The organism is Thiorhodococcus minor (assembly GCF_010820565.1).
Lineage (GTDB): Bacteria > Pseudomonadota > Gammaproteobacteria > Chromatiales > Chromatiaceae > Thiorhodococcus > Thiorhodococcus minor.
In genome coordinates this window covers 1-7,372 of the sequence record NZ_JAAIJQ010000143.1, presented here as the reverse complement: position 1 = coordinate 7,372, position 7,372 = coordinate 1, and the positions used below count along the sequence as shown (strand labels likewise).

Sequence of the window (7,372 nt, the reverse complement as noted above, 5' to 3'; positions counted from 1 at the left end):
ACCGCCGGGAAACCAGGCGGCAAACAGAGAACACCAACTTCGGCCTAAACGGCGGCAAGGACCCGGCTTACTCTCCGAGCGAGACGCGCCAGATAGGTTTGCGCGGCCAGTTATAGGGAGGTGTTGGTTTACTCAAGTTTTGCGGTTTTGAGGATGCCCGTCTCAGCAGTAACTTAGGCTTGCGGGGTTTCTGTGGGGTTTGCGCGAAAACGGGCAAACCCCTCGAAAACTCCCCCTACCCAGGCGCAGCACCCCTCAAAAAGGGCAAAACTTCAGTTGGTTTAATCCCTCTTCGCAAATGATAGGGGGGGAAGCTTGGCTGTAGTCTTGGTAATGGGTCCACCAGAATACGTCAGCTAGCAGTAGCGCTAGCCAAGGCACCCTGGAGGACTACTATTGCGCAGACTCTTTTGTAGCTGGCTGCTTAGGCATCTCGTGCTGCTAAAGCTTGCCGGCGTCTAGCAACGCCAAGAAGTCCAACGAGCGCTGAGCCGAATAGCCACCCGGCAGCTGGGATCGGAACTGCCTGAACGGTGAATTCCGATACATTTCCTTCCCAAGTGCCGTCACCGTTAGTATCGAAGAAATTCCCGCTTAGACTCAATCGCGCCGCAGTGCCTTGGCTGCCATCAGTCACCGTACCAAGCCCGAAAAGCGATATCGTCCTCATATCAAAAGCTGTGTTGTCTGAGAAACTATCGACATTGGAGAGTTTAAATATATAGGTCGTGGAACCGCTACTCAGTGTCCAAATCGTAGCGGCCGGACTTACGGAACCGGTCGCTACCGGAAGGTCGATGTTGCTCAAGATCGTCGTCCAGCCAGCGACAGAGGCGCCATTTATCACTCCTTGTGTGGTCGCCATATTGGAGCCCGTGAAATCAATCTCTCCGTTGGAGGGGATGCCAGTAACGCTGGCTGCTCCAGTCATCGCGATCCCTTGATCAATCGTGAGTGCATTTGCACTTGTAGCCAAGACGAATAATGTAAAACCAGCGAGATAGTTTAGTGTTGACCTGCCCATGCTTAGGGTGACTCCAGTTTAGTGTGCGCAAATTCTAAAGCGTTCTACAGTTACGAGAGCGAAGCGATAACCGTGCCATCGGCTTCTGCCCTAGAGGACTCTGGCGAGGCTAGCTGGCGGGGAATAGGCGGTTGTGCGGTGGAAAAAGGTCAGGTCTGTTGTCCAGCTTAGGGGGCTGTACGGGTTTGCTCCACCTTCCGGTGTCTCGCGGTGTAACAAGCGTGAGGCGCGGTCGTCACACTTTTTGTGCTGTAGATGCACGCTTGTGCCGGCAAGGTGCCGAGGAGCAAGTTCGCTCCGCCCTTGAGGCGATCTCTGTCGAGCAGGTGGCATGATGCCGCGCGGCGATGGGGTAAAGACTGGGGACGTGTGCGGGCGAACCTGGATCGAAGCTGCGCTTCGGAAGAGGTCGCCGCCCTGAGTCTGGCTGGCGCGTCTGCGTCGGTGGGCTCAGCTCGATCGTTATTGGCGTGAGAGCCGGGGGCATGGACGAAAGGCCGTTATGGGCTAGCTTAGCTCGGCATAGCTGGCAACCAAGGCGTCATACTCGGCGAAGCCCACCAGTTCCCGCAGCTCGGCGAAGCTTGCCCGCCGATCCGGCGTTTGGCCTTGTGAGATGTCGTTCAGCGCGAGCTGCATGGCCTTGACCGCGCAGCTCAAGAGCGTCAGCGGATAGGCGGCGATGCGGTAGCCGAGCTCGGCGAGACGGGCGGGCGGGAGCAGGGGCGTGATGCCGTCTTCCAGCATGTTGGCCATGCGGATGCCTGGGACCTCGTCACGGAAGCGAGACATCTCGGTCTCGTCGCGGGGTGCCTCCAGGAAGAGGACGTCTGCACCCAGGTCGGCGAAGGCGTTGAGGCGCCAGAGCGCCTCGTCGAGGCCGAGCGCGCTGCGGGCGTCGGTGCGGGCGACGATGACGAGGTCGGCGCCGGCCTCGCGGGCATCGACCGCGGCACGGATGCGTCTCAGTGCCTCGGCGCGATCGACCACCTCCTTGACCCCGGTATGGCCACAGCGTTTGGGCGCGAGCTGATCCTCGATCATGATGCCCGCGAAGCCGGCGGCGGCGTATTGCTCCAAGGTGCGGTGAACGTTGGCTGGGTTGCCGTGACCTGTATCCCCGTCGCCGATGACGGGGATGTCGATCGCCTGGCAGATGTTGCGTCCCTGATCGACCATCTCGGTGACCGAGATGAGTCCGGTGTCCGGTAGCGCTAGGCGCGCGGCCGAGACTGCGAATCCACTCATGAAGGTGAGCGGGAATCCCGCGTCCTCGATCAGCCGGGCCGAGAGGGCGTCAAAGCAGCAAGGCATGAGCCGCAAGGTCTCTTGGGCGAGCAGGGCCCGCAGCCGATTCGCTGGTGTCTCGCGTTGGGACATGGCTCAGGTCTCAAGGTGGGTACATCTGAAGTTCAGGCGCCTTCATTGCCATCAAGAGCATGGGCGTCTTGTAGCGACTTCAGTGCTGGGAGTGTCGGCCTCCAGGCCGACACTGTGGGAGACGGGGCGGCGCATGGAGGTGGGTGAGGACCGACGCGGCTGGCCGCTCGGCTCGGGCAGCGGCCGACGGCCGCCCGTCTTCTGCGTCTTGCCTTAATAGTGCGGGGGCCGCTCGTCGACGATGGGATCGGGCTGCGCCTGCGCCATCCCGGCGAGCAGCTCGCGCAGGCGCTCGATGTTGCGCTCCAGGGTGTCGATCCGATCCTGCTGCTGCTTCACGACCAGGTTGAGTGCCTTCATGTCGTCTTCCTGATAGGTGAGTCGGATTTGAAGGTCGGCGATCGCTTCTTCATGGCTCATGACGCGGCTCTCCGGGATTGGGCCGATGCGCTCGAGCTGCAGTCGGTCGCCCTAGCGCGAGGCGGTGTAGTTGCCGGCGAGCATCCAATCGCGCAGCCGGGTGGAATCGGCCATGGGTGTCAGCTTGCCGCTTGCGCCCAGCAATACGATCGTGAGTCTGCGGCCGGCGATATTCGCCTGCATCACCAGACAGCGCCCCGCCTCGTTGATGAAGCCGGTCTTGCTCACGTCGATGCTCCAATCCCCGCTACGGACCAGCCGATTGGTATTGCGGTACGTCAAGGGCGTGCCATTCGCGAAGGGATAGACGATCATCTCTCCGCGCGAGGTCGTCTTGCGGATGAAGGCATAGCGCGACGCGGCGCGCACCATCTTGACGAGATCCTCGGCGGTCGAGCGGTTGAGCGGATTCAGCCCAGTTGCGTCGACGAAGGTCGTGCTCTTCATCCCCAAGGCCTTGGCCTTGCGGTTCATGGCCCGCACGAAGGCCTGGGTGCCGCCACGGAAGGTCGTCCGGGAGAGGGCGTGCGCGGCGCGGTTGTCCGAGGACATGAGGGCGACCATCATCATCTGGTCGCGCGGCAGCATGGCCTTGCCGATGCGCAGCCGCGAGCGGCTGTTCTTCAAGGTGTCGCGATCTTGCTCGATGATGCTGATCGGGGTCTTCATCGAGACGCGGGCGTCGAGAACCACCATTGCCGTCATCAGCTTGGTCACGGAGGCGATGGGCCTCACGCGCCGCGTATTTCGCGCGTAGATGCGGTTGCCCCGGTCGTCCACGACCACTGCGCTCGGCGTGCGAATGTCGAGTCCGGCGGGCATGCGGTCGACCCGCTCGATGCGGTCCAGACGATCGATGCGCCCGCTGTCTCCGAACTGGTTGAGCCTTCGGGCCGGCTGATACGACGAGCGATATGTCGATACTGCCTGCGAGCTGGGACTCGGATGGTAGGTGGAGCTGTAAGCCCGCTCGCTCGAGTCCGTGGCGCAGGCGGTGGCGACAAGCACGAGGCCGCCCAGCAAAAGCGTCGCCAGGGTGAGCCGCCCGAGTCGGGGCGGCCTGCAGCTGGGGATGAATCGCAGAAAGGGAGACACTGGTGGCAACCTCGGCGTTTTGGCTGGTGAATGGGCGGGTAGGATAAATGTCGAAGTATTGCATAGCTACGATGAATTGCCTTGTTTGAATCTAGCTTTATTGACCCTGTTCACGCTGCTCGGCCGAGTGACCGCCTTAGGCTGGCGCGCGGGGGCTCCGGCCGGCGAGTCTCGGGGGCCGCCCTGCGCGGCGCTGTGCACTGAGCCGAGTGTCGAGGTCTGGATTCGATAGAATGACCCCCATGGACGCACAGAGCCGAGGCGCCGAGTGATGAGCAGCTCAAAGGCGGGGACCCGGGCCGATCGCTGGCAAGGGCTCAAGGACGCGATCTTGAGTCCTCGGGTCGACGAGCATCTGCTCGACGACGCCTTGCACGCGGCGCGGGCGCGCTCGGCCTTGCCGGTGGTGTGGCTCGTCGGCAAGACCCAAGCGGGCAAGACCTCCATCATCCGGGCCCTGACCGGCAGCGCCCAGGCCGAGATCGGCAACGGCTTCCAGCCCTGCACGGCGACCGCGCGCCTTTACGATTTTCCGCCCGAGGCCCCGGTAGTGCGCTTCTTGGATACGCGCGGCCTGGGCGAGGTGGACTACGCGCCCGAAGAGGACATCCGCTTCTGCGAGTCGCGCGCGCACCTGCTCTTGGCCGTGATGAAGGCGAGCGATCCGGATCAGGACGCCGTGCTGGAGGTGCTGCGCTCCGTGCGTGCGCGGCATCCGCAGTGGCCGGTGGTGATCGCGCAGACCGGACTCCATGAGCTCTACGCCGATGCCGGCGAGCATCCGCAGCCTTATCCCTTCGCGCAGACGCCTTGGGCGCCCTCGGTGCCCCAGGATCTCTCGCGCGCGCTCCTGAGCCAGCGCGACCGCGCGGGCGAGCTTCCCGGCAAGGTGGCGGTGCGCTGGGTGCCGGTCGACCTGACGCTGCCCGAAGACGGCTATGTGCCGGAGGACTACGGGCTGGATGCCCTCTGGGAGGCGATCGAGGCCGTCTCCGCGCTCAGGCTGCAGTGGCTGCTGGGACAGGACGCTGGCGTGAAGGGCGTTTTCGACCAGGCGGCCCATCCGCATATCCTGGGCTATGCCCTGGCCGCGGCGGCCATGGGGGCCTTCCCGGTCGTGGATCTGGCGGCGGTGCCTGCAATCCAGGCCAAGCTGCTGCAGAGCCTGGCGGCCATCTACACGCAGCCTTGGGATCGGCAGTCGAAGCTGGAGTTTCTCGGACTGCTCGGATCCGGTGTGGCCGTGGCCTATGCCGCGCGCTACCTAGGTCGGGCCGCGATCAAGCTCGTGCCCTATCTGGGGCAGACGCTGGGCGCGGTCTGGGGAGCGACGGCGAGCGGAGCCACCACCTATGCCCTAGGCAAGGCCGCCGTCTACCACTTCCATCGACGCGCCCTGGGGCTGGAGACGGATGCGCGTATCCTGCGCCGTGTCTTCGACGAGCAGCGCAGCCAGGGATCCGAGATCCTGCGGGAGCGTTTCAGGTCAGGTAAGACATGAAAAAGATCATCAGCCGGATCGATCGCCTGTGGCTTGGCTCGCTCATGCTGTGGGCGCTGCCGATCGCTGTGCTCCTGCCGCTCGGGATGCTCTGGCTCCGCGAGAACGGACTGGTGCTGGTCTGGGTCGGAAGCGTCGTGCTGCTGAGCGCGGCCGGATTCGGACTGCAGTACTGGCTCAAGGGTCGTCAGCTGCGCAAGCTCGAGGCCGCCAGCACGCGGCCGGATCCAAGCTGGCCGCCGGTTGCAGACGGTGCTTGGGCGGCGGTTCAGGACCTTGCCGACCAGATCGAGCCCGAGGATTGGCCGCTCGAGGACGGGACGCGGCTGGGCGAGCTGGCCCAGGTCACGCTGGAGCGGGTCGCGAGCTATTTCCATCCGCAGGTCGAGCAGCCGCTTCTGGAGCTGCGTATCCCGCACGCCCTTTTGATCATCGAGCGCGCCAGTCGCGATCTGCGCCAAACCATTACCGAGCAGGTTCCCTTCAGTCATCGCCTGACTATCGGGTCGCTCGTGCGCGCCTATCGTTGGAAGCCCTTCGCCGAGCGGCTGCTCGGCATGTACCGGGCCGGGAAGTGGGTGGTCAATCCGCCCAACGCCCTGCTGAGCGAGGCTTGGACCCAGCTGCGCAAGCGTGGCTTCGCCCTGGCCCAGCAGGACCTCTACCGCTGGCTGCTGCGCGAGTATGTGCGCAAGGTCGGCGTCTATGCCATCGACCTCTACAGCGGGCGGCTCTTGCTCACCGACGAGAGTCCGGTCAAGCACATCACGCAGACTTCTCGCGAGGATCTGGAGCGCGCCGTCGCCGAGGATTCCGTTACGGAGGAGCTCGAGGGTGAGCCGCTGCGCATCCTCGTTCTGGGGCGCTCGAACGCCGGAAAGTCGAGTCTCATCAACGCACTCTTCGGTCGGATGCGGGCGGCGACGGACGTCCTGCCGGAGACGACCAGGGCGCTCATGCCCTATCGCCTGGAGCGCGATGGTCTGGACCTTGCGCTCATCTTCGACACGCCGGGCTCCGAGCGGCTGGCCCACAAGACCCTGCACGAGGCCGCGACCGCGGCCGACATGATCCTCTGGGTGAGCGCGGCGCATCGGCCGGATCGCCAGTCCGAGCGCCAGACGCTCGACTTGCTGCGCTCGGCTCAGGCCGAGCGCGTGGACCGGCGTGCGCCGCCGCTGCTTGTGGCCGTGACCCATATCGATCGCCTGCGGCCGCTGCGCGAGTGGCAGCCGCCCTATGACCTTACGGATGTCTCGGACCTCAAGGCGATGAGCATCCAGGCCGCCGTAACGGCGCTTGCGGCCGATTTAGACGTGCCCATCGCCAACGTCATTCCGGTCTGTCTCGCCGAAGGGCGCCTCTACAACGTCGAGGATACCCTTTGGACGGCCATCCTCGACCAGATGGACCGCGCCCAGCGCACGCGGCTACTGCGCTGCCAAGACGAGCGCCGTCGCGAGGAGAACTGGAACCTGCTCAGACGTCAGTTGGCGAACGCCGGGCGCTTCCTGCTGGCATTACCGCGACGCATGTCCCGGAACGCATAGGCCCATAGGCCTCGCTCGCTGCCGGCCAGGGAAGCGCAAAGCGCGAGGCCGGTAGTCCCGGGTAGGCGTGTGCGCGTGCGTATTGCCGCAATGACGAAGGACGTGAGTCCTTCGTCGTGAAGGCAATATGCAAAGCGCAGTCACACACGCCGTAGAGTCATTCGTCGTAGGGTCGTGCGCAGCCCGAGTGCGCCAACGGCGCCACTCGAGGCGGAGCAGCGACCCGGAGCGGGACGGCCCGGGCTGAGAAGGTTGTCGCCCTGCGCGAGTCCCGTCGGCGAGGGATCGACCCGACGGGTATCACGAGCGCAGACGCGACACTCCGGCTGATAGACGATGCCAGCGAGCAGCGCGTTCCACATCGCCCGCACCGGATAATCATCACGCCCATGCCCGCGCATG

At 64.4% G+C, this 7,372-nt stretch carries 7 protein-coding genes; 2 read left to right on the top strand and 5 right to left on the bottom strand.

Annotated features, from left to right (window positions below):
* Nucleotides 1-424 precede the first annotated feature (424 nt).
* From G3446_RS27755 to G3446_RS24945, 4 genes are all read right to left on the bottom strand, one after another.
* Complete coding sequence (locus G3446_RS27755) at nt 425-1,024, bottom strand: hypothetical protein (protein ID WP_209262626.1); 600 nt, start codon at nt 1,022-1,024, stop codon at nt 425-427.
* Nucleotides 1,025-1,531: 507 nt separating this feature from the next.
* Nucleotides 1,532-2,404, bottom strand: coding sequence for an isocitrate lyase/PEP mutase family protein (locus G3446_RS24955; RefSeq protein WP_164456398.1), 873 nt, complete (start codon nt 2,402-2,404; stop codon nt 1,532-1,534).
* A gap of 213 nt (nt 2,405-2,617) precedes the next feature.
* Nucleotides 2,618-2,824 carry a SlyX family protein gene (locus G3446_RS24950; RefSeq protein WP_164456397.1) on the bottom strand — a complete coding sequence of 69 codons (207 nt, stop codon included), beginning with the start codon at nt 2,822-2,824 and terminating at the stop codon, nt 2,618-2,620.
* Nucleotides 2,825-2,875: 51 nt separating this feature from the next.
* Complete coding sequence (locus G3446_RS24945; protein WP_342450235.1) at nt 2,876-3,832, bottom strand: serine hydrolase; 957 nt, start codon at nt 3,830-3,832, stop codon at nt 2,876-2,878.
* Between the two features lie 358 nt (nt 3,833-4,190).
* Between G3446_RS24945 and G3446_RS24940 the strand changes: the two genes are divergently transcribed.
* Entirely contained in the window at nt 4,191-5,420 is a 1,230-nt protein-coding gene (locus tag G3446_RS24940) for a YcjF family protein (protein WP_164456396.1), read from the top strand.
* Complete coding sequence (locus G3446_RS24935) at nt 5,417-6,970, top strand: GTPase family protein (RefSeq protein WP_164456395.1); 1,554 nt, start codon at nt 5,417-5,419, stop codon at nt 6,968-6,970. Before G3446_RS24940 ends, G3446_RS24935 begins: the two co-directional genes overlap by 4 nt.
* Before the next feature lie 140 nt (nt 6,971-7,110).
* On the opposite strand, the gene G3446_RS27750 is transcribed toward G3446_RS24935, so the two are convergent.
* Nucleotides 7,111-7,372: hypothetical protein (locus tag G3446_RS27750; protein WP_209262627.1), on the bottom strand; the 262-nt coding region annotated here is incomplete at its 5' end.